The following is a 22605-nucleotide window of genomic DNA, read 5'->3' as shown; positions in this document are numbered from 1 at the left end:
GATAGTTAGCAAGTTTGTGGCTGTTAAATATTGTCGTCATTTTTTAATGGCTAAAACTGCTTTGTTACAAGTTTGTTTTACCCAACTATTTTACATAGTTAGGTTTACGTTTTTCAACAAAGGCGGTAACGCCCTCTTTAAAATCATCAGTTTTGGCAAGCATGGCTTGATGTTGGGTTTCCATATCTAATGCACGGCTTAAGCCAGAAATCGCAACTTGATTGGTCATTTGTTTAATGGTTGCTAGAGCAGTAGCAGGCATTTGAACCAAACGCGCGGCTAACTTCTCGGCTGTTTCATCAAGTTGCTCGAGTGGTACTACTTTATACAATAGATTTAAATCGGCTGCTTGTTGCGCGGTGACGGTATCGCCAAGCATGGCAAATTCGGTTGCTTTAGATGACCCAATAAGTTTACTTAATAAATAAATACCGCCAGCATCTGGGATTAGGCCAATATGAATAAATGACTGGATGAATTTAGCATCTTCACTAGCAACACGAAAATCACAACTTAATGCAAGGTTAAAGCCAGCGCCAGCAACCGCGCCTTGTAATTTGGCAATAATTGGTTTTTCTAACCCTCTAATACGTCGGCTAATTTCACCTGCGCCAGCAACCATTGCTTCTAATTTTGCTGATAATGCTTCTGGCTCCATGCCAACTGATAACATTTCTTTAATATGACCACCACTTGAAAAATTGCCATGAGAGCCTTGCAAAATGATGACACGAACTGAGTCATCTGCTTCTGCTTGATCAATGGCGGCTAACATGTCGATTGATAGCTCAGTACCTAGAGCATTTAAGCTTTTTGGGTCGTTTAGGGTAATCGTAGCAATGTGGTTGCTAACGGCATAGGTTGCTTTGGTATTATCAGTCATATTTGAACTCCTTTGTGATATATGAATGAGTAGATTAATGAATTGCCCAAAAAAACTATTTTTTAATACATGCCAACGGTACTAACGCTATGTCGTTAATTATGTACCGTGTACATGTTGTTAATATGCTCCATTTGGGTATGACGATAGAGTGTCCTCAATCTATTTATGTCTAATCTCGTAACTTTTGTGTATGGGTTTTTTAGGATTAAAGTCAAAGCCAATGGTTTGATTTGTAATCTCTTTAACTTGATAGCGCGCTTTTAAACTATCGTTTAATTCAAACTTTGTAAAGTTGTTTGAAAAATACAAAACGCCGCCATTTGTCAAACGGTTCATCGCACGGTTAATGAGTGCTGGGTGGTCTCTTTGCACATCAAATGTACCTTTAAACTTTTTAGAGTTTGAAAATGTTGGTGGATCGATAAAAATCGTGTCGTACTGTTCGGTATTGTCTTTAATCCAAGTAAACACATCATGGGCGATAAACTGATACTTTTGTGTATCGGTAATGTCTATTCCGTTTAATGCAAAATTTTGTTTACCCCAATCTAAATAATTGGCTGATAAATCTACACTGGTGATTTGTTTTGCACCCGCTAAAGCAGAATGCACACTGGCGGTGCAAGTATAGGCAAATAAATTAAGTACACGTTTACCACGGCTGGCTTGTTTAACCAAACTACGCATGTTGCGGTGGTCAATAAACAAACCGGTATCTAAATAATCGGTAAAGTTAACGTATAAAAAGGCGGTGTCTTCTTTAACAACATGCAACTTACCTTTTTTAGTGCTTTGTTTGCTATATTGCTCATTTCCAGATTGTTTGGCACGTGTTTTGATAAATACTTGCTCACGGTTGATATTAAGTACTTCTCTGATGCTTTGTAATGCCAAGTTAAAACGTTTTTTTGCTGTTTCTGCTGGGATGCTTTTAGGCGGTGCGTATTCTTGCACATGCGCATAATTACCGTATAAATCTACTGCCACTTTAAAGTTTGGCAGGTCTGCATCGTACACTCGTAAGTTGGTAACATCAGATTTTATGGCTTGTTTGCGTAGTTTACTTAAGTTTTTTTGTAAGCGGTTAACAAACTCTTGTGCTTCTTCAATTTGTACGTCTGATTTTTCATAACGGCTGATAAGGCTAGAGCCATCACTTCGTAAAATAGTACCATAACGGAAGTAAACCGTAATCGAGCCATTATGGCAGCGCAAAGTTTGTGGGCCTTCGATTGGCAAGGTGTCGGCTTGCTCTACTTCTGATGCCAGTAAACCCAATGTTACCTTGTTGCCATGGTTACCAAACAGTGTTTGTAACTTTAAACCAATACCTTGGTATAAAGGTTTAATTGTGTCTGTGCTTTCTGTGCCACCAATTCGCTCGCCATAAGGTGGGTTAGTAATAAACAAAGGTTTGTTTACCGTGCCATTAGCAATATCTTTACTAAGTGCGGTTTGTAGTTGGTTTAATGGGCGTTGTTGAAGCGTAATTTTGTCAATTAAATTGGTTAAGCCCGCCGCCATTAAGTTTTTATGGGTGGCTTTAATGGCATTGGCATTGTTATCAAGGCCAAAAATGGCAGGAAGGGCATAATCGCCAGTAGTGAGTTTTTCTAATCTTTGGTGATAATCGGTTTGTGCTTGGCTAACCATCTCTTGCCATAGTAATGCGTCATGATGTTTCCAAGCATAAAATCCAAATTGATTTTCTGCCTTGTCAATCCCCACGGGATAACCAGCATACATCAGTAATGCCTCGATAATAAAAGTACCTGAACCACACATGGGGTCGATTAAACTATCAAAAGCTTGTTGGTTTAGGGGTTGGGTTGGTACTTGCTTATGCCAACCAACAGTGTAAAGTAGGGCAGCTGCAAGGTTTTCTTTCAGTGGTGCATCTGTCATAGCAACACGATAACCACGGCGGTGTAGGCTAATGCCAGATAAATCAATAAACAGCTCTGCAGTGGCTTGGTTGTTTTCTTTTTTTGCGCTAATGGTAGCAAAAATTGAGATGTCTGGATTTTTGCTGTTGACATCTGGACGGCTACCAAGTTTTTCATTAAAGGTGTCGGCAATGGCATCTTTAATACGGAGCATAGAAAACTGTTGGTTAACAGCGACTCGTTTATCTACCGAGGTTCGGATAGCAAAACTTTGCTCCACACCAAATTGAGTTGTCCAATCAATCGACTTTGTTAGGGTATATATTTGGTCTGGGACGTCATAATCTGTATTTAGGTTCTTCTTTTTAATAGGTAAAAGTAGGCGAGAGGCAACTCTTGACCATAAGCAAATATGATAGATTTGTGCCAAAGTTACGGATACGGCAATACGCCCTGTACCTGTTATTTCACTGGGTATGTTAAAGCTGTTGAGCTCGGTTTGTAAGGGTTGTTCTAGACCGTCAGCACAGGTGACAACAAGGTCAAAAGATGTCATAAAATAAAGCCAAAATAATCAAAAAATATTATTAATGATTCTAGCATAAATAGGCTTTATAAATTGGGTTATATTTGAATGACTGAGTTTTATAAACGGGTTATTAATCACTAAAAATAAAAAAAGTCACAAACATGAATGGCACTGCTTTTATCATATTAGTTTGGTGAATGTGATAAAAGGTTTAACGCAAAAAAATTTACGTTGTTAAAGCGATTCAGGTTTTGGCATAAGCACACGCATATGCGGATATGGGATACTGATGTCTGATGCATCTAATGCTTTTTTAATCTGTTCGTTTAACCCTTCTTTAATGCGTGGCATGCGAGATACCTGTGCAGGTGTTACCCAAAAACGCACGATAAGATACACACCATAATCGCCGACTTCATCAACAGTGACACTTGGTTCTGGGCGAGATAAAATGCTTGAGTTTTCTTCCAATACTTTAGCAATTAATTGTTTTGCCAAATCAACATCTGACTCAAAAGAGATACAAGCACGGATATCAAAACGAATAAAGTTTTTAGAGGTGAGGTTCACAATTTCTGATGACGCCACAGTGGAGTTAGGCACAATAATGGTGATGTTATCTCGAGTAAGGATGTGTGTGGTACGCAGTGAAATAAGAATAACACGCCCTTCTTTATCACCGATATTAATCCAATCACCTACCTGAAAAGATTGTTCAAGCAAAATAGTAATACCTGCAATAAAGTTTGCTAGGGTAGATTGTGCAGCAAAACCGACTGCCAAACCGACAATACCAAGACCAGCTACCAGTGAAACAATATCAAACCCAAATTGTGACATGACACTGGCAACGCCAAGCATCACAATCAAGACGGAAATAATATTTTTAAGCAGTTGCTCGATGGACTCATTTAGCCCATAGTGGTGTAAAATGCGGTGAATCACTTGCCCAGATGATGCCCAAAGCACATAATATATTGCTGCCCAAACACTTGCCTTTGCGGTCGCACTAATGGTATCTGGTTTAATAGAAATCTGGCTCATGATGGCAATAACGCCAGCTATGATCCAAATATAGCTAAAAACGGAGCGGATAATTTTTTGAGTTTTATCACTAATGTGCAGGCGTTCTTTGTTATGTTTTAGAGTATAAACGGCAAGCCAGTAAAAAAACCACAGGATAGCAAGCAAGATGAAGATTTTTATACCGGTACTGGCAATCTCTGCAATTTGTGAGCTCCAATCTCGGCTTTCTTCTTCTATAGAGCCGCCAATGGCTATATATAAACTGGTATACAAATCACTAGCGATTTGCTGAAAAAAATCAGTAATACCAGTCGCAATGAGCATCTCTTGTTTTCCCTAAAATAAAACAAATACAAAAATACGTTAACCCCCTATACTACAAGGATTTGTATTTAAAAACCAGTATTATTATGCAAGTTTTGATAGTGTTTCATACAATCTTTGCGCATATTCTTTTGCTCTCAGGTTGCGCTGTGCGTGGGTGAGTTTGCCTGCTTTATCAAAAACAAAAGTAGAGCGAACTAAGCCCATGGTCTTTTTGCCATACATGTTTTTTTCTTTAATGACATCAAAATGGTTGCATAACTGTTCATCACCATCACTAATGAGCGCAATGCCCAGTTCTTTTTTTGTTATAAATTTTTGGTGTGACTCAACACTATCACGAGAAATGCCCACAATCTCATAACCTAAGTCAGAAAACTGTGTTTGCATGCTTGTAAAATCGACTGCTTGAGTGGTACAACCTGGCGTGTTGTCTCGTGGATAAAAATAGACAATTAAGCCTTTGTTACTATTTGCGTGTATTTCGCTTAGGTTAGTTTCGGTGACGACAAATTCTTTATTTTTTTGAGTGACGAGTTGGCTATTAAACGTTGGTAGGGCAATGTTTTCGTCAGTAGGTTTTGCCATGACTTAATTTCCTTTTTTATTAATTTGAATGTTTGATGTGGTTAAGAGTCTAATGTAAAACGTCTTCTTATGGTATAAAAAAAGACCAGTCTATACCAGTCTTTATTTATGATTTTATTGCGATGTAGATTAAAAAAAATATAGAGCTTTTTTTATTTTGTTGGCTCAGGCTTTTGAGGTGGGTTTAATTTAAGCCCCACTGTACATTGCTGAAGGTCCTGTTGCATTTTTACCATAAAAGGCATTGTCATTGGGTCTTGACCGCTTTGAGTCAGGCTTTGAACTTGCCACATTTGTTCAAATGTCATTTTGCCGCGTACATTAACGGTGCAGCCACAAAACTTTTGTGCTGTTTTGTTATCTGCAACCTTATACTTTACGGTATCGGTAACACAAGTATCAATCATTTGTTGTTTAATATCAACCGCATTTGCGGGTAATGAGACGGCAAGCGCAATGGCGCATAAAGATAGATTATTTAAAATTTTCATATCAAATTTACATTTATTAAAATTGGGAACCCCAACTGTAGCATAAAAAATATCAACAATGCGAGTGCCTAACAAAACGTAACGATTCTGTTAAGTTTAAGGCCTTGATTGGTAATGCGTTGGATCATCAACACCAGCTTGTTTAAAGCCTTGCTTGCGTAGTACACAGCTGTCGCACTTACCGCAAGCTTTACCACTTTCATCTGCACGGTAGCAAGAAGTAGTTAAACTATAATCGACACCTAAAGAAATACCAAGCTGGATGGTTTCGGCTTTTGATAATTGTTGTAATGGCGTTTGTATGTGCAGCTTATGGCCAGTCACGCCAAATTTTGTTGCAAGGTTTGCCATCTTTTCAAACGCTTCAATATACTCTGGTCGGCAGTCTGGATAACCTGAATAATCAACCGAGCTAACACCAATCACAATATGGTTTGCTTTGGTTACTTCTGCTACAGCCAAAGCGTAAGATAGAAATATAGTGTTACGGGCAGGGACATACGTGTTTGGTATGTCACTGTTTAGGGTGTTTTGTTCATTAGAATCGAGTGAGCTATTGTTAACCTTACCATCTGGCACAATCATGCTGTGGTCAGTTAATGATGATCCACCAAGCTGTGCAATATCTATATCAATAATACGATGGGCAACATCTGCCTGCTTTGCGTTAGCGATGGCTGTTTGCAGCTCACTATTGTGGCGTTGACCATAATTAAAGCTAATGGCGGTTACTTTATTGAACTGCTTCTTTGCCCAATAAAGGCAGGTGACAGAATCTAAGCCACCAGATAAAAGTACAACAGCGTTTTGAGTTTGGTCATGTATTGTCATGGGTCTATTAATTTTAAGCTAAAAAAAAGGTCGGTTATTTTAACAAATTTAATTAATTTTTACTGCATAAATAATAGTAACGGATGGTTTAAAAGCGGATAGTTTTGTTATAATAACCCACCAATTTTAATGATTAAATACACAATATACAATGACCCAACCACAAAATTTTATTAACGCAGCCAACATCAGTGATGATGAACTTGATTTGCAAATTAATGCACAAGATACAGTGACTGAAAATAATACGGATGAAGATAAACAAGAACATGAGCCTTACCATAAAGGTGTCAACTCGGTTCGGTTCCGTAAATTGCAAAAAAAGATACGCAAGCATGTGTCTTGGGCGATTCGCGATTTTAACATGATTGAAGAGGGTGACGTGGTCATGGTTTGTATTTCTGGCGGTAAAGACAGTTATACATTGCTTGATATTTTGTTGTTTTTAAAACGTATTGCGCCTGTCAACTTTGAGGTGGTTGCGGTGAACCTTGATCAAAAACAGCCAGGCTTCCCTGATCATATTTTGCCAGAGTATTTAAACCAGCAGGGTATACCACATTATATTTTAGAAAAAGATACTTACAGCATTGTTAAAAGTGTAGTGCCAGAAGGTAAAACGTATTGCTCGGCTTGTTCTCGCTTGCGTCGTGGTTCTTTATATGGCTTTGCAAAACAAATTGGGGCAACAAAAATTGCGTTAGGGCATCATCGTGATGATATTTTAGCAACCTTCTTTTTAAACCTTTTTCATGGCGGTTCTATTAAAGCCATGCCACCCAAGCTTTTAAGTGATGATAAACAAAATGTGTTGATCCGCCCGCTTGCGTATGTAGAAGAAAAAGACATTATTAAATATGCACGATATAAAGACTTCCCAATTATCCCTTGCGGACTTTGCGGTAGTCAAACCAATTTACAACGCGCAGCAATTAATGAGATGTTACGAGAATGGGATAATGCGCATCCACAAAGATTGGCATCTATTTTTAAAGGCATTCAAAATGTTGCGCCATCACAACTGGCCGATAGAGAGCTGTTTGATTTTGAAAAATTAACCCTTGATCGTGATAATGAAGAAAGACTATTTGAAGGGGATAATATACAAGTTGGACAAACCGATGAATTAGAAGACATAGGCTTACCAACGCAACCAAAAGTTAAAACTTTTAACCCTAAATATGCCAATAAAGAGGGCATCATACCAACGGTTAATCCGATATTGTAAGCGATAGCAATATAAAAAAGAGCCAGCTAAGCTGGCTCTTTTTATGTTAATAAACAACTATGAATTAGAAGTTTTTAACATAAGATACGCCAAATACCCAAGGGTTGATTTCGGCAGTACCAATATCTTGGTCATTTAGTTTTACATCAGACTCTAAATCGATGTAGCGAGCGTCAACACGCACAGCTTCACTGGCAGAGAATGGGATATCCACGCCAACGTGACCAGCAACACCCACGCTGTCATCTAGATCTAAGTCATTACCATTAGCTAAGTAAATACGCTCGTCAAAGAAAGTTGTATAGTTAACACCAACACCAATAAATGGTTTAACTGGCATATCTGCACCATCAAAATGATATTGTAAAGACAAAGTAGGTGGCAGATGTTTTGTTCTAGCGTCAATGACATTGCCATCCGCATCAGATAATGAGATGTCATGTTTAAATGGGGTTGCCGCTAATAGCTCGATACCAAAATTATCTGCAACAAAGTATTCAGCTGTGATTGTTGGGCGAACATCACCGTCAACGTCAACCTCTAAAGCGCCGTCAAGTACCGAACCATTATCGCTATCTGGCATAACATAACCAGCACCAACACCCAGTGACCATGTGCCAGCAGGGGCAGCAAAGGCTGAAGCCATTGTAAAAGCAGTAGCAGTTGCAACTAATAATGTTTTAAGTTTCATCATATATTCCTCTAGTTCATTTGATGAAGGTATCGCTAATGTCATTTTAATAAAATGACATTGCTCAAGATAAAAACCATAATTTATCTATGGGTTTATTTTACATTAATTGCAACTATAGTGAAATATTTTTTTAACTTTTTAGTCATATATGAGTATTGAGTCAATGGATACGCTTGTTTAGCCCTGTTATTGAATCGCTGGTTGCTGTTTTTCTATTGTTTGTGTTTTTTGGCTATTTGCTTTAACTTTAACTGGTTGAATGACGGTTGGAACAGTGCTGGTTACCTGATATTCAACTTTTAGTGCTTGCTGTTGGTATTTTGCCGTAAGCCAATTTTCAATGCGTTTTTTGTCTGTGTCACTTAATGCTTGTTTACTGCCTATTTCAACTTTTATTAGTGGTATTGGTTGTTTGTCTTTTGCAAAAAGCTCGCCACGGCTAATGGTTGTGCTATGTATTTTTGTATATTGTGCAGCCAGTTCGGCATATAGGCTTTCGTCTTCTGATATAAGTTTGCTAGAGGAGGCCAACTCAGTTTCAAGGCGCTGGTTTTCTTTACTTAACATTTCTACTTGATTGACCATACTATTGTATAAATCTTGTGTTAGCTCAGTTTTTAAGTTACTTAAGTCAAGTGCGCTTGTGCCAGAGTTTCTAATCGTTACGTTGGCTTTTTTAAAACCTCTTTGGATAAGTTGGTGTTCAAACTCATTTTGAATCTTATTAGGCTCATCTGCGCCACCCAATGTTAATATAACCGATTGTTGCTGAGGGTTTACGTCTTTTCCAAGTAAGATAAGACCGTTATTATTAATGCTGGCATTGATGTATTGGTTTGTAAATTGTGTAAATTGGCTTTGTTTTACAAGATTATAAGCAAAGTAAATGCTGGGGATAATCATTAATAAAACAGTAATAACAATGTACATGTGATTGCGTTTTTCGGTTTTTTTATCCACATAATGACGCTTTGGTAGATGAAAGATATTCACAAACAAGAAGGTGGCGAGGGCAATAAACACGCTGTTAATCGAATATAAAAAGAAAGCCCCAGCAAAATAAGACCAATTTCCTTGAGCCAATCCAAACCCAGCAGTACACAAAGGTGGCATTAATGCCGTGGCAATGGCAACCCCAGGTACAACATTAGACATGCTTTTACGAGTGGTAGCAATAATGCCGGCAGAGCCACCGAAAAAGGCAATCAGTACATCCCACAAAGTAGGTGAGGTGCGTGATAATAGTTCGGATTGGGCAACATCAAGCGGACTAATGGTAAAATAAAGAGTGGACGCAATCAAACTAATGAGGGTGAATATTCCCAAGTTTTGTAGGGCAAGCTTAATAAGTGAGGCATCATTTACGCCCATGCCATAGCCAATACCCACAATTGGTCCCATTAAAGGGGAAATTAACATCGCACCAATCACAACTGCCGTTGAGTTTACATTTAACCCAACCGATGCAACCAAAATTGCAAAAAACAATACCCACAAATTGGTGCCTGCAACCTTTACGTTTGTGCGCAGTGTTTCGTCTATGTCATCAGCATTGGCTTGGTCTTTACGTAAGTCAAATAGTTCAACGATGACTCTAGAATTGCTTTTGTTTTCATCACTCATACTAGATTACCAATTGTTTTACTATTTTTTATTCTAAATGATTTTTTTAAATTAGCATATCTCTGATAAAGTTCAGTTACAATTGTGTTTAATTTTATTCCAAAAACTTATTTATCGCGCATGGTTAGTAATAAAGCAGAAAAAAAATAACAACAGCCAATGCCTTGCAATAATTTATGGATACGTCATAATGATTATCTATAATAAAAAGTTGATTTAATATAACTCAACAAAAAGAATAGGGGCAATAGGAGTATATTGTGGTAAAAATTAGAGAAGGATTGCCGCTAGTAGATGGACAAATAACCGAGGTAGACAGTGTTAGTCTCACGGCAAAAATTGCAAATGTCCCTCAAGTAGCCAACCAAGTAAAAAAGGCACAAAGCTGGCATGAGGACTACATCCATCAACTACACACTCGTAAGCTTAACTCAACCTTAGATCGCTCATCCAAACGTCAGTATAATGCCGAAGAAGTGCATTTGCCTGATTTGTATTTTGAGGACTTCCCAAAAAAACAAGAAACAGAAAATAAAAATCATTATACAGATGAAGGCAACATTAACTTTAAAGTTGATATTGATGTCGATGCTTGGCTATTAAAAGTTGCTGATAGGATTGGGAAAAAGCAATTAGATAATTTAAAGACAGCCGTTGCTTTTATTCAACAGTGTGATGAAAGTAATGATGAAGATAGATCCAGTACTTTTGCCACAGGTATTGGCATGACGGATATCTTAACGTATTTACACCAAGATGAAGAAGCGCTTGTTGCGGCAATGCTATATCGTAGTGCTCGTGAATCCTTGATTACGCAGCAACAGATTGAAGAAAAATTTGGTAAAAATATCAACAACCTTGTGCAAGAAGCACTGGCGATGGGGCGCTTGTCGGAAACCATTGAAAAAAACCAGCGACTTGAAGACTATGTTATCAATAATCAGCGAGAGCATTTAACCAACATTTACAGTATGTTGATTTCGGTAACAAATGATGTACGCGTGGTTTTAATCAAACTTGCCGAGCGTACTTTTTCTATGCGAGAGCTTGCATTTGCCCCAGAAGAACGCCAAAAGCGCGTTGCTAGAGAGGTGATGACGATTTATGCACCACTTGCTCACCGTTTAGGTATTGCGCAATTAAAGTGGGAGCTTGAGGATTTAGCGTTTCGTTATTCCTCACCAGAAAGATATAAAGAAATTGCCAAACTCTTATCAGAAAAGCGTAGTGAACGAGAAGCCTATATTGAGCGTGTTCAAAACCAGTTGGTTGACGCACTTGCCGAAGAAGGTATTGAAAGTGAAGTTTCAGGGCGAGTGAAGCACATTTATTCTATTTATCGCAAGATGAAATTAAAAGGGCTATCCTTTGATCAGTTGTATGATATTAGAGCATTAAGGGTTTTAGTAAATACCAAAGCCGAATGCTATTTTGTGCTGGGTATTGTACACAGCTTATGGCGGCATATACCAGAGCAGTTTGATGACTATATAACCAACCCAAAATCCAATGGTTATCGCTCACTACACACCGCAGTCATTGCAGAGCAAAAATCATTAGAAGTGCAGATAAGAACCCATAATATGCACTTTGAAGCAGAGCTGGGTATGTGCGCTCATGTTAATTATAAAGAGGGTGGTAAGAGTGACACTTATCTTAATCAAAAGATTAGCTCATTACGCCACCTTTTGGCATTACAAAATGATAACCAAAAAACAGGGGCTGATGGCAAGTTTAATGATGAATTTGATGAAACAGTAGAACTTGATGAAGAAGAACAACTCGTTGATTTTGAAGAATTTGAGCGTATTTATGTCTTTAGCCGAGATGGTGAAATCACCGAACTGCCGAAAGGTGCAACGGTTTTAGACTTTGCGTATTATGTGCATACTCAAGTTGGTAACCGTGCCCAAGCAGCAAGGGTTAACCAAAGATATGTGCCGTTAACTTATAAACTTAAAACGGGCGAACAGGTTGAAATTATAACCAAAGCGGCAAGAGAGCCAAACCGTGATTGGCTTGTACCCTCATTAGGTTATATCCATACCAGCCGAGCAAGAAGTAAACTGCGCCAGTGGTTTAATCGTCAAGATAGGGATAAAAACATTGAAATTGGTACACAAATGCTTAACAAAGAGCTTGAGCGTTTGTCTGTGCATCCCAACAGTATTGATTTGAACAATTATACAAATCATTTTAGCGTTAATAATGCTGACGATATTTTGGTTGGCTTGGTTACAGGCGATATTGGTATACATCAATTAACTAACCAAATTTCTAAAGAACTTGACTTAGAACCAGAAGCCGATGAAATTGAATTTAAACCAAGTGTTCATCCTAAAGCAACTGGCAAGCTAAATGCCTATGAGATTAATGTTGATGGGTTAGATAATATTGAAACTCACCTAGCTAAATGCTGCTCACCTGTGCAAGGAGAACCGATTGCTGGGTTTATTACACAATCGAAAGGGGTCAGTATTCATAACCGTGGTTGTATTGAGTATGCACGTTTAATAGAAAAAGAACCAGAGCGACAAATTGATGCCACTTGGTATGCTGAAGTTGGGCGGGCACAGCCTGTTGTTGTGCAAGTTGAAGCTTATGACCGTAGAGGTTTGTTGCGCAGTTTATCTGAAGTGATTGATAATGAGAATATTAATATCCGTAAGGTAGAAACCCTGAGTACAGAAGATGATATTGCTCGGATGACTTTCCACATTGAGGTATCTGGTTTGGCACAATTGTCTAAACTATTGGCTAAATTAGAACAACAACCTGGTATTATCCAGTCTCGCCGTGCGGTGGCGTAGGTTATGAGTTTAAGGTAAGCGTATGCCAGAGTTGCCAGAAGTAGAAACCACAAAAAAAAGCTTAGAGCCGTTGCTTAACCAAAAAGTGCAAGCCGTGCGTCTTTATCAGCCTAAATTGCGTTGGCAAATCCCTGCCGATATTGATGAGCTTGAAGGTTACCGCCTAACCAAGCTGAATCGACGTGCAAAATATTTAATTTTGGACTTTGAGAAAGCCACATCCTTTTTCCATAAAGAAAGTGTGAATGGGCGGGGTTCTACTCAAAAATCACTCATCATTCACCTTGGTATGTCGGGCAGTTTACAGCAATACCCAAAACAGACAGATAAACGAAAGCATGATCACCTTATTGTTGAGTTTGTGGAGGATGCCAGTAAGATAACTCAGTTACATTATCATGATCCACGTAAGTTTGGGGCTGTGTTGTGGGCAGATGTAATAGATGAATCAGGCAAAACTTATCGTCAGCGTTTGCTTGACCACCTAGGCGTAGAACCAGCCGATGACGCTTTTGATGCTAATTATTTATACCGTTATATCCATAGATTAGATGCAGATGGTAATAAGATAAGCAAACAGGCAAAGCCAATTAGCCGTGCTATTAAGTCGGTAATTATGGAACAAAAAGTGGTGGTTGGTGTGGGTAATATTTATGCAACTGAGAGCCTGTTTTTATCTAGTATCCACCCAAGCACGCCTGCCAATGTGTTAACGCCAGAGCAACTTTCTCTTTTAGTTGCTCATATCAAGTCCGTTCTTGCGACTGCCATTAAAAAAGGAGGCTCCACCCTTAAAGATTTTACCGTTGGTGGAGGAACCACGGGCTATTTTCAGCAAACCTTGTTGGTTTATGGCAAAGACAAACAGCCGTGTCCAACTTGCAAAACGATGATAGAGAGTGTGAAAATTAATGGGCGGGCGAGTACATTTTGTCCAAAGTGTCAGCCTTTGTAGATAGGGCAGAGCTTTTACTTAATAGTATGACCTTATGGGCTGATAGCTCATAAGGTTTTTTAATCAATAAAATGAATGAATATTACCGTATAAATGCGTAGAATGGGGGCAATATGCAAATTAAACTCATAACCAAAAATCAGTAGGCTTATTAAGAAGTTTTAATAAACCAACGTTGATGAAAACATCAATGCTAATAAAATAATAAAGACACTTAAATGACAAACCAAAAAGTAAATACGAATAAAAATAATGATTTCCCTAGCCTTTGGGTAATGGTGATGGGGGTGATGATTGCTATTGGCCCCTTATCCATAGATATGTATTTACCTGCTTTGCCTGCCATGGCAAAAAGTTTTGGGGTTTCAACTGGCTTTATTGCTAACTCTGTGCCAGCCTATTTTATAGGTTTGGTATTTGGGCAGTTATTTTATGGACCTTTTAGCGATAAAGTAGGGCGTGTTAAACCATTTTATATTGGAATGGCTATATTTGTTTTGGCAACAATTGTTTGCCTGCAAACAGAAAATCCCTATGTGCTTTTTACAGCGCGCACTTTTCAGGCATTAGGGGCGTGTGTAACATCTGTCGTTACACGTGCTGCTATTAGAGATACTTTAACTCCCAAGCAAACAGCAAAAGCTTTTGCTTTAATGATGTTGGTAATGGGGGTCGCCCCTATTTTGGCACCATCATTGGGGGCATTGTTATTACAGTTTGCAGATTGGCATGCTATTTTTTGGTTTTTGTTGATTTATGGTTTATTAAATATTGGTTTGGGTAAATTATTTTTAAAAGAAACCTTAACTGATGAATATAGAAACACACAACCATCTAGCCAGATTATTAAACAATATGTTGATTTATTAAAAGACCAAAGATTTAGTTTTCCTGCTGTTGGCGCAGGGTTATTGATGGGGGCAATGTTTGTTTATATCAGTTCGTCATCTGAGCTATTGATGGATGGTTATGGACTCTCAGAAAGTCAGTTTAGTATTATTTTTGGTACCAATGCTTCTGGTTTTATTGCATTAACTCAGCTAAATCAGTGGTTGGTTAATCATTTTAGGTTGGTTAGTATTTTACGTTTTGGCGCTTTGCTGCAGCTAAGCGCTGCTCTTGTATTAATGACACTGGGTTTAAGCATGGGAGAACAAGCTTGGCTACCTTTGGTTTTACTGAGCATCTTTTTTTGTATTGCAGCGTTAGGGTTAAGTCAGCCAAATGCCGGTGCGATTGCGCTTGCTTATCAAAAACATAGGGCAGGTATGGCAAGTGCTTTGCAAGGGGCGCTGATGTTTAGTGTAGGGATTTTTGGTGGGTTTTTACTTAATTTGTTTCCTTTTAATTCGGTTGCAAAACTTGGTATTACCATGTCTATTTTAATGGTGATGGGTACTTTACTGGTATGGAAAATCAACCCAGATTTAGACCTAGAAGATATTGAATAAAAGTTATCCATAACGTTTAAAATAACAAAAAAATAATATTAAAATACTAACAGTATGTTTTAATACTATATATTAAATTTGGATTTTAACCGTCGTTTATAAAGAGGAAGGATATGAAAAAAATAATCAAACAACTCAGTGTTGCAGCGGTTATCTTAGCAACCAGTGTTGCAGCACTTGCTTATAACGATAAAGATAAATCACAGATTGAAGAAAAGATCACCCAAATCCAACACGGTTTTAAAACAGGAGATGGTTTTGCTTTTTTTGCTAATATGTCTCCTAAAGTGTTAGAAACGGAAGGTGTTAATCTTGAAGAGCTGAAACAAACATTTGCTAAAAACCCCAAAAAAATCAATCAAACTCAACAAGTCTTTTATTTAGCAGATTTAGAAAAAGCAAAAGTGATTGAATCGGTAAGTGGTACAGAGTATGTTTTATTTCCAGTACTTTATATCGATAAAGATGTTGCAATGTCGAGTGTATCAATGGCGGTAGAAGAAGCTGGTGAGTGGTATGTTAACCACCTTGAGCTGATCAATGTTACTAAGGCGTATCCAGAGATGGCAAAGGTTAATATTGATGAAATGCTTGAAGAAATGTTTGCAGACTATGATGATAAAAATCAATCAGCAGAATAACACCACCTTTTAAACTTTTATCAACAGTCACTAGTAGTCAAATCAACTAATCAAACCGCAAAATATCCATCCCCAAGCTGTGGTATACCATACTTTGATGTACCACAGATACCCGTTGACCTGCACCCAGTGCAAAAAAAAGTGGTAGCAAATGTTCAGCGGTTGGATGTACCAATTCAACCCCATCAAATGTTTGCCAATCCAAAGCACTCGGCACATCATATTTAAGCTTGCTTAGTAACCAGTCCTTAAAGCGTTTTGCTTGCATGTCTATGGTTGATGCGCCCCATCTTAGCTGTTTTAAGTTGTGTGTAATACTACCAGAACCTATTATCATTATTTGTTGCTGTCTTAATTTTGCAAATAAAGCCCCCAATTGATAACAGGTATGGGCATTAAAGTGTAATGGTAAAGAGAGCTGCACGATAGGAATGTTTGCCGCAGGGTATAAATGCTTTAAAGGAACCCAAACGCCATGATCAAACGCACGGATGGGGTTAAGTGAGCAAGCAATATTTTTCTCGTCAAGTTGTTGGGCAATATATTCAGCCAGCATGGGGTGCCCTAAAGCAGGGTAGTCTATTTGATACAAACTGTCATCAAACCCTTTAAAGTCATGCCATGTTTTTGGTCTTGGGTTACTGTTTATTTCTAATCGTTGCGATTGCCAATGCGCAGACATAATGATAATGGCTTTAGGCGTCGGTAAATTTTGTCCAATTTTGTTAAGTGCGATGGTAGTGGCAGATTTTTCTATTGCTAAGCTTGGCGCACCATGAGAGACAAACAGTGCAGGTAGGGTTGCAAGTTGATTGATATCTTGTATCTTACTACCCGGCACTGCGTGAGTGGGCATGAGAGTGGTTAGTGATGTGTTGGATTGTTTCATTGCTTTTTTGATTTACGGTTAATGCTTCTAATTATATTGTCTTGATAATTGTATTGATGCTCAGATGAATTATTATCATGGATGATATGTCCTTCATTATCAATATGCTTATAATCAATAGGCTTAGAGCGGGGCAATATAAAGTCTAATGGATGCGTTAATAGGTGCATAAATACCAAGCGTATCAAATTACCCCATTCTGCAAAGGTAACATTTTTTGATTTTAATGCCACAAACAAGGCAAGCGTAAAACTCACAACTAAATTTGCCAATCCAATAAAAAGTACGCCTAAAATGCTTATAAAAACCAGATACAGACTTATGGAAGCTGTGTCTAAATTATATAAACCATGTGCCAGATTGGCAGAAGCAAATGCAATGTGGCGAATGTCAAGTGGCAACCCTAGGATATAACCAATAGTACCAGTTGACCCAAGCAGCATACCAAACGAAAAGTTGCTCATAAGTGCGCCCAAATTGTTTTGTATGTAGTTGGCAAACTGAGCTAATTTTTTGGGGTTCAGCCACTGAGTCAAAAGCCCATGGTTGGCGATACGCTTGCCAATCTGATTACTTACCGCAAGATTATCATAATAGCCTGCCACTAACCCTGAAAAAAACAAAAACACCCCTGCCAGCATGGCATGGGGAATAGCGAGCGAACTAATTGGATTTAAGTCGGCAAGTAAGCCGTTCGCTTTATATTCAGTAATAAATGGGTTGCCAAAAAGTGATAGCCACAACCAAGAAACGATGAATGCAATTGGCATGGCAAGTAGGATATTGCCTGCAATGGCGACACCTTGGCTACGCATAATATCAACAATTAACTCTGACAAGCTATTGAGTTGATGCTTGGCCTTTTTGCCTGACTCTTGCGCTGAGTCAGAAATGGTAGAGGCAATAGCGGCCGCTGTCATGGCAGGTTGTTTGGTGGCGACGGTGCCATGTAAAATATGGATAAGAACAAAGCCAAACCCATAAATAAAACTGTCAATAATTGCCCGCCATAACGGAGCGACAGACCACTCGTAAGAAAGAATTTTAAGCGTTGCCATGATTGGGATTATTAAACCACCAATGGCTGCTTTTTTAAACATTTTATAATAACCAGATTTGTCGGTGGTTATATAATGCTCGCCAACTTTACTGGCATTCTCGGTAACTTTTTGTGACAGTAATCGAGTGTTATTATTCACCAAAGAAACGACACTAAAACGTTTTTTCCCATGTTTAACTAAAGAGTGTACGAGAAAAAAGATGGACTTGTATCTTTTTCCTTGATTGTTTGATACCAAACCGATTAATAAATTTAAACGATTGATACTTTTTTCTAATGTAAAAAGTACGCTGATTAACTCAACAGAAACGCCCGTTTTATATATCTGTTTACGGGTAGTTTTAACGATGTCTTGACACTGTTCTAACATCACTTGTAAGTGGTTGGGGTTGACGTCTTCTACAGGCATAAAGTCAGTTAGGTTATCCAGTTGATGCAACTTCCGATAGTTATCTACATATTGTAATGTTTCTTGATTTTGGGCAACAAAAGCAGAAGAGTAATTAAGCATATGTGGATATTTGCTCATGAGCTCTTTATTTAGCCCCATGCCACTGATGCGTTGGGATAAAACGACCATCGCATTTAAAATGTTATTTTTAGTCGTGGCGACCATATGAAGGTCATCATCGTTTAAATGGATGCAATTAATTAGGGCATCGTATTTTTGTAAATCGACAGCCAGCAACCAAGTAATATCATAGTCTTTATCAAATACCTCATCTATAAGACTCATAATATCGTTATCGTCGACAACCATAGGTAAAACACGATGACTGATAAGCTGTGTTAGTTTTGAGAAAAACCCTTTGTAAGATGAAATATCAATATCTGCAAAGATAGAGTCTGGGTTGTATTGATTGATAAGTTGCAGCAAAAATTTACCGAGCGAGGTCTGATAGCTTGGGTTGTGTTTTAATAATTTGATAAGTGCATCAATTTTATCATTGACGTGTTGAGTGTAGTTTGATTCAGAATAATGATGTGGATCTACCCTGAGTGTATTTATCAAGGATTTGAAAATAGCAATTTGCTCAGTTTTACTGACTGGGTTTGCGTTAATATCACAAATTAAATTAAGAATATGCGGAAGGGAAGTGTTATCGATAGTGTGCTGTGTCATATCTGTTGTATTCCCTAACAATCCATAAGTACGTATATTTTGGCATTAAGCTAATAAAATTTAAATTGATAAACGACGTGAGTTGAGTGACAAAAAACCATTGATATATTTATGGGTGTATTTTTGTAAAATTCAATATTAAAACAGGCAGGGTGTTGCTCTTTTAGGCTTCATTTTTTGTATTAAATGGCAATCGTTTATATCATTTTACTTGCTTAACATATCCAATAAGTATGATCTAAAAACATAATTTTGGTTATAACGATTGCCATCTCAAATAGCGAAAGATACAGAATTTGATTGGGTATTAAATGAATGTGAAAAATATATTTGTAGGAGTAGGTTTGTATTTTCTTTAGTTAATTACCTCTATGATAAGGGTGATTGTTGTTAATGCTCATGGCTCGGTAAAGTTGTTCTATTAATACCACACGCACCAAAGGATGGGGTAAGGTTAAATCAGATAATGACCATTTAAAATCAGCATTTGCCAATACTTCTGGTGAGACGCCATCTGCACCACCAATCACAAATGCGATATCATCGCCATTTTGCATGGCATCACTGAGTTTGTCTGCCAGTTTTTCGGTGGATAGCATCTTGCCTTTTACATCCAACACCCATAGTTTTTCTTGTTTGCCTTTTGCTTGCAAAATAGCATTCCCTTCTTGTTCACGGTATTGAGCAAGGTTAGCATCTGATGGGTTTTTGGCACGTTTAGCGGCAGGTAATTCGACCAAATCAGTTGCCAGCATGGGCTGAATGCGCTTGTAATAGTCATCAAAGCCAGTTTGTATCCAACTTGGCATTTTTGTGCCTATGGTTAAAAGGCGTAGTTTCATTGTGTTCTCTGTGCGTTCAATTTGGGTGTGTGTTGAGTTGCCATATTTTACTATTTTAAGTGCATAAACGCCATGGCTGTCATTAAAGTGTCGTTAAAGGCATCGTGCGCGCCTAACTCAGGAACATCAAATTGTTTTAAAATCTTATTAAGCGATTGTCCTTGGTGGGCAATACCTTCGGTTCTGTTTCCTTGTTTTTTTTCATACAATTTACGTATATCAATAACTTGGTTAGGTAAGTTGCAGCCCATGTAATTTTTAGTGAGTGGGTTTAAAAATGCCATATCGATTTGTGGACAAAAGCCAACAATGGGGCGGTTGCCAATAAAGGGTAATAAAATATCTAGCATGTTTTCATAACTCATGCCGTGCTCAACATCTTGCGGTCTCAGCCCATGGATGATGATGGTTTCGGCCGTTGGCATTTTTGGTGGTTTGCACACTAAATCAAGCCCATTACCACTGTTAATTAAACTGCCATTAATATGGATGGCAGCAACCGATAAAATATGGTCTTTTTTGGGGTTTAGTCCTGTCATTTCACAATCAATTGCCACCCACTCGTTAGCGTTTGGTGGGGTAAACATAGTAGCAAGTTCTGGGCGGCTTAAGCCACGCTGTTGCCAGTTTTTTTTGGTTTTTGTTAGCCAGTTCATAGAACCTCCTTATCGGTTCTTTTAAGCTTTATTTTATTGCAGCCAACACTGTTAAAATACCTATTATACAAATCCAGTGGTAAGTAAGTTTTGAATCTAACAGAGGGTTTTAAGTGTTTTAAATTCATAAAAATCTAGGCATAATCTAACTGATAATGGCTGGTTAGTTGCGCTTTAAAGCTTTTAACTACGCTTAAACACTCTTTTAACAAATCTCGCTCTAAGGCGGTCAGGGTGGTTGGATCAACCCGCCTGGCCAATTTATCCTCAGTAGATAACGCCACAGCCAAACGCTGATCTATAAAAAAGTTAAGTGTTTCTGTTAGAGTCTCGGCACGTTCTTGAGTGATGACGCCAGCTCTGGCTAGGGCTTTTAAGCGTGCTTTGGTACTGGTTACGTGCAAAATATCATGCTCCATTGCCATGGTGCGGATACCATGCACAAGTGGGAAGATACCTGCTTTTTTTAAATCAATATCATCAGCGGTGCTGTTTTTGTTTTTAAAGGGCGTAAAGCGTTGCCACCACTGTCCAACATCGCCAAATTGCAATGCAACACGTGCAAATTGGCGTATCATCATAGGATCAGCATTCGCATGGGCAATTTTAATATGTTTACGTAGGCTATCAAGCAGGCTTTCATCTCCGCAAACAAAGTGGCTATCTAAAACGGCAGATACCCAAACCCCATAATTCGGGTCTTTTAAGCTAAACCAAGTGCTGATTTGTTTTTCAAATTTATTGAGCGGTTGTCGCCACATTGGGTTGGTCATCATGATGTTACCGTCACAAAGCGGATAGCCCATTTGGGCGAGCCCTTGATTAAATTGTTCGGCAAAATCAGCTAAGTCTGGATGGCTAAAACCATTGCGAATAATTAATGCGTTATCTTGGTCGGTTCGCATAATTTGCTCGCCACGTCCTTCACTGCCCATAACAATGACACAGGTGTTTTGAAAGACAGCTTCTGGCACAATGAGCCGCCAAAGCTTGGTAAATACCTGAACATTAAGCGCGCGCACCATGCGGCTAATAATGCCAATTTTAACGCCATTTTGTTGTTGTCCGCGTATGTACTGCCCGATCATTTCAACTGCGTCGTTTAGGCTATTTAAATCGGTGGCTTGCTCAATTTGTACAGTAATTAGATGTGAATGGTGCCCTAAATATGCTAATAAATCAGATTGCCCAAGCACACCAATAATTTCACCCTCATCATCAATAACGGGCAGTCTGTGGATGCGATAACGAAGCATGGTTAAAAGCCCTTCGCTAATGTCTTGATGATGCTCTAACGTTTTAAGTTTAAATCTGGCGTATTTTCCACAAGGGGTGTTGGCAAGGTCAATTTGTTCGCTAACCGCACGGCAAATATCGGTATCAGTTAATATACCAACATTGTGGTAGTTGGATTTTGTTGGGTGGTTTTCATTAAAAATTTGTCGCCTTACCAACACGTGTTTTAGTTTGGCATTTGTCATAGTTTTAGCAGCCGTTGTCATGCTGTCAGTTTCTTCAACAAAATGAGCGGGTATTAAATTAATGTTAGTAATGGGCTGTAACATTAATTGCTGTTGTTCTATGTCATCATTTGTGGCTGTTGGCTGTGATTTTTTAATGTGACGTTGTTTTAGTGCCTTTATTTTATCAGCAACCTCACCATTTAACAGCGGCCTGATTAGGCGGTTTTGAGCAGCTATTTTTTCTATCACCTCACCATCAATTTGGAATAATAAGGTCTGTATACTGGCTGTATAGTTATGGTTTGCAATAGGGTGAAACCAATCATTGTGACCATCAACAGCCTGAAAGTCACCAACAAACTTAGCTTCGCCATCACTGTTGTTGGTATGAGTAATGTTACCTTTTACTACCACGAAAAAGTAATTTTTATCATTTTGGTTTAGGTTTTCATCTTTTTCTAAGTATCTAACTTGGGTATGTTTTTTTATGCTTTGGCGTTCGGCAGGGGTGAGTACATCAAAGGGTGGTTGGGTAAAGTTTAACTGTGCCATAATCGTTTCTTCCTTGCTGGCGGATGGTAACCAATCAAATCCATTTATGCTATTGTT

The 22605-nt window shown here is 38.4% G+C and carries 18 protein-coding genes; 5 read left to right on the top strand and 13 right to left on the bottom strand.

Going from position 1 to position 22605, the window contains the following annotated elements:
* Positions 1 to 85: 85 nt before the first annotated feature.
* The 6 genes from VH441_RS03785 to queC all read right to left on the bottom strand — a co-directional run bounded on the left by VH441_RS03785 (position 86) and on the right by queC (position 6561).
* A complete protein-coding gene (locus tag VH441_RS03785) occupies positions 86 to 883 on the bottom strand; it encodes an enoyl-CoA hydratase/isomerase family protein (protein WP_434354151.1) in 798 nt (265 codons plus the stop codon).
* A gap of 162 nt (positions 884 to 1045) precedes the next feature.
* Positions 1046 to 3328 carry a bifunctional 23S rRNA (guanine(2069)-N(7))-methyltransferase RlmK/23S rRNA (guanine(2445)-N(2))-methyltransferase RlmL gene (gene rlmKL, locus VH441_RS03780; protein WP_434354150.1) on the bottom strand — a complete coding sequence of 761 codons (2283 nt, stop codon included), beginning with the start codon at positions 3326 to 3328 and terminating at the stop codon, positions 1046 to 1048.
* A 207-nt stretch (positions 3329 to 3535) separates the two neighbouring features.
* Complete coding sequence (locus VH441_RS03775) at positions 3536 to 4651, bottom strand: mechanosensitive ion channel family protein (RefSeq protein ID WP_434354149.1); 1116 nt, start codon at positions 4649 to 4651, stop codon at positions 3536 to 3538.
* Positions 4652 to 4735: 84 nt separating this feature from the next.
* Positions 4736 to 5239: a peroxiredoxin gene (locus VH441_RS03770; RefSeq protein WP_434354148.1), complete on the bottom strand. Its 504-nt coding sequence runs from the start codon at positions 5237 to 5239 to the stop codon at positions 4736 to 4738.
* A gap of 152 nt (positions 5240 to 5391) precedes the next feature.
* Positions 5392 to 5730 (bottom strand): hypothetical protein, encoded by a 339-nt coding sequence (locus tag VH441_RS03765; protein ID WP_434354147.1) that lies wholly within the window; start codon positions 5728 to 5730, stop codon positions 5392 to 5394.
* Positions 5731 to 5826: 96 nt separating this feature from the next.
* A complete protein-coding gene (gene queC / locus VH441_RS03760) occupies positions 5827 to 6561 on the bottom strand; it encodes a 7-cyano-7-deazaguanine synthase QueC (protein WP_434354146.1) in 735 nt (244 codons plus the stop codon).
* 232 nt (positions 6562 to 6793) lie between these two features.
* Between queC and ttcA the strand changes: the two genes are divergently transcribed.
* Complete coding sequence (gene ttcA / locus VH441_RS03755; RefSeq protein WP_434354352.1) at positions 6794 to 7789, top strand: tRNA 2-thiocytidine(32) synthetase TtcA; 996 nt, start codon at positions 6794 to 6796, stop codon at positions 7787 to 7789.
* Between the two features lie 64 nt (positions 7790 to 7853).
* On the opposite strand, the gene VH441_RS03750 is transcribed toward ttcA, so the two are convergent.
* Both VH441_RS03750 and VH441_RS03745 read right to left on the bottom strand, forming a co-directional pair.
* Complete coding sequence (locus VH441_RS03750; protein WP_434354145.1) at positions 7854 to 8483, bottom strand: OmpW/AlkL family protein; 630 nt, start codon at positions 8481 to 8483, stop codon at positions 7854 to 7856.
* A gap of 186 nt (positions 8484 to 8669) precedes the next feature.
* Positions 8670 to 10106 (bottom strand): DUF389 domain-containing protein, encoded by a 1437-nt coding sequence (locus VH441_RS03745; protein ID WP_434354144.1) that lies wholly within the window; start codon positions 10104 to 10106, stop codon positions 8670 to 8672.
* A 260-nt stretch (positions 10107 to 10366) separates the two neighbouring features.
* Here VH441_RS03745 and VH441_RS03740 point away from each other — a divergent pair, with 260 nt between their 5' ends.
* The 4 genes from VH441_RS03740 to VH441_RS03725 all read left to right on the top strand — a co-directional run bounded on the left by VH441_RS03740 (position 10367) and on the right by VH441_RS03725 (position 15963).
* Complete coding sequence (locus VH441_RS03740) at positions 10367 to 12916, top strand: RelA/SpoT family protein (RefSeq protein WP_434354143.1); 2550 nt, start codon at positions 10367 to 10369, stop codon at positions 12914 to 12916.
* A gap of 22 nt (positions 12917 to 12938) precedes the next feature.
* Positions 12939 to 13871 (top strand): bifunctional DNA-formamidopyrimidine glycosylase/DNA-(apurinic or apyrimidinic site) lyase, encoded by a 933-nt coding sequence (mutM, locus tag VH441_RS03735; RefSeq protein ID WP_434354142.1) that lies wholly within the window; start codon positions 12939 to 12941, stop codon positions 13869 to 13871.
* A gap of 218 nt (positions 13872 to 14089) precedes the next feature.
* Complete coding sequence (locus VH441_RS03730) at positions 14090 to 15322, top strand: multidrug effflux MFS transporter (protein WP_434354141.1); 1233 nt, start codon at positions 14090 to 14092, stop codon at positions 15320 to 15322.
* Positions 15323 to 15435: 113 nt separating this feature from the next.
* Positions 15436 to 15963, top strand: a complete 528-nt coding sequence (locus VH441_RS03725) for a hypothetical protein (protein WP_434354140.1) — start codon at positions 15436 to 15438, stop codon at positions 15961 to 15963.
* A gap of 46 nt (positions 15964 to 16009) precedes the next feature.
* On the opposite strand, the gene VH441_RS03720 is transcribed toward VH441_RS03725, so the two are convergent.
* The 5 genes from VH441_RS03720 to VH441_RS03700 form a co-directional block, all read right to left on the bottom strand.
* Complete coding sequence (locus tag VH441_RS03720) at positions 16010 to 16819, bottom strand: DODA-type extradiol aromatic ring-opening family dioxygenase (RefSeq protein WP_434354351.1); 810 nt, start codon at positions 16817 to 16819, stop codon at positions 16010 to 16012.
* Between the two features lie 29 nt (positions 16820 to 16848).
* On the bottom strand, positions 16849 to 19035 hold the full coding sequence (locus tag VH441_RS03715; RefSeq protein ID WP_434354139.1) for a site-specific recombinase: 2187 nt from the start codon (positions 19033 to 19035) through the stop codon (positions 16849 to 16851).
* Positions 19036 to 19394: 359 nt separating this feature from the next.
* Positions 19395 to 19877, bottom strand: coding sequence for a 23S rRNA (pseudouridine(1915)-N(3))-methyltransferase RlmH (gene rlmH, locus VH441_RS03710; protein ID WP_434354138.1), 483 nt, complete (start codon positions 19875 to 19877; stop codon positions 19395 to 19397).
* Between the two features lie 50 nt (positions 19878 to 19927).
* Positions 19928 to 20533 (bottom strand): 3'-5' exonuclease, encoded by a 606-nt coding sequence (locus VH441_RS03705; RefSeq protein ID WP_434354137.1) that lies wholly within the window; start codon positions 20531 to 20533, stop codon positions 19928 to 19930.
* Positions 20534 to 20667: 134 nt separating this feature from the next.
* Positions 20668 to 22548, bottom strand: a complete 1881-nt coding sequence (locus VH441_RS03700) for a DUF294 nucleotidyltransferase-like domain-containing protein (protein WP_434354136.1) — start codon at positions 22546 to 22548, stop codon at positions 20668 to 20670.
* Between the last annotated feature and the right edge of the window lie 57 nt (positions 22549 to 22605).

Source organism: Psychrobacter sp. HD31 (assembly GCF_051097895.1).
Lineage (GTDB): Bacteria > Pseudomonadota > Gammaproteobacteria > Pseudomonadales > Moraxellaceae > Psychrobacter.
This window is presented reverse-complemented; position numbering and strand designations above follow the sequence as displayed.